We start from the raw sequence: 666 nt of genomic DNA, 5'->3' as shown, positions 1-666 counted from the left end.
GGTCACGTCCGTCAACGTGGTGGAATTTGCTGATGGGCTGCGGGTGACCACGGCTCAGGCGGGCCGGGGTGGCAGTTGCAGGGTTTCGTTGGTCGGCGTCGGGCTGAGCATCTCGGCCATGGCCTCGACGCCCATGTAGCGGTGCTGCATCTGCCATTCGTCGTTGGCCTCGAGCAGGACGGCGCCGATCAGGCGAACGATGGAGGCTTCTGAGGGAAAGATGCCGACCACGTCGGCCCGGCGTTTCACCTCCTTGTTCAACCGCTCCAGGGTGTTGGTCGAGTGCAGCTTGGTCCGGTGCGGCGCAGGGAAGGACATGTAGGCGAGGACGTCGTCCTCGCTGTCGTCCATCAGCGCGCTGAGCTTCGGCCACCGGGTGCGGAACTGGTCGGCGACATGACGCCAGGTCTGGCGCGCACTGGCCTGATCGGGCTGCAGGAACGCCTGACGCAGCGCGGCCGCGGCCATGGACTGCTGGGCCTTGCCGACATGGGCCAACGCATTCCTCATCCAATGGACTCTGCACCGCTGCCACGTTGCGCCGAGCACGCGGGCAATCGCCGCCTTCAGCCCTTCATGGGCATCGGAGACGACCAGCTTGACGCCTTTCAGGCCGCGCTTCACCAGGCTCTTGAGGAAGCTCGACCAGAAGGTCTCGGCCTCCGA

Annotated in this window: 1 protein-coding gene; it reads right to left on the bottom strand. The window is 65.9% G+C overall.

The window, feature by feature from the left end; translation table 11 throughout:
• Positions 1-54: 54 nt before the first annotated feature.
• The coding region (locus tag JMJ56_RS33230; protein WP_202836136.1) for an IS256 family transposase at positions 55-666 on the bottom strand (612 nt) is incomplete at its 5' end.

Source organism: Belnapia arida, assembly GCF_016773205.1.
GTDB lineage: Bacteria > Pseudomonadota > Alphaproteobacteria > Acetobacterales > Acetobacteraceae > Belnapia > Belnapia arida.
The sequence above is the reverse complement of the archived record's forward strand: the minus strand, read 5'-3'. Positions and strand labels throughout refer to the sequence as shown.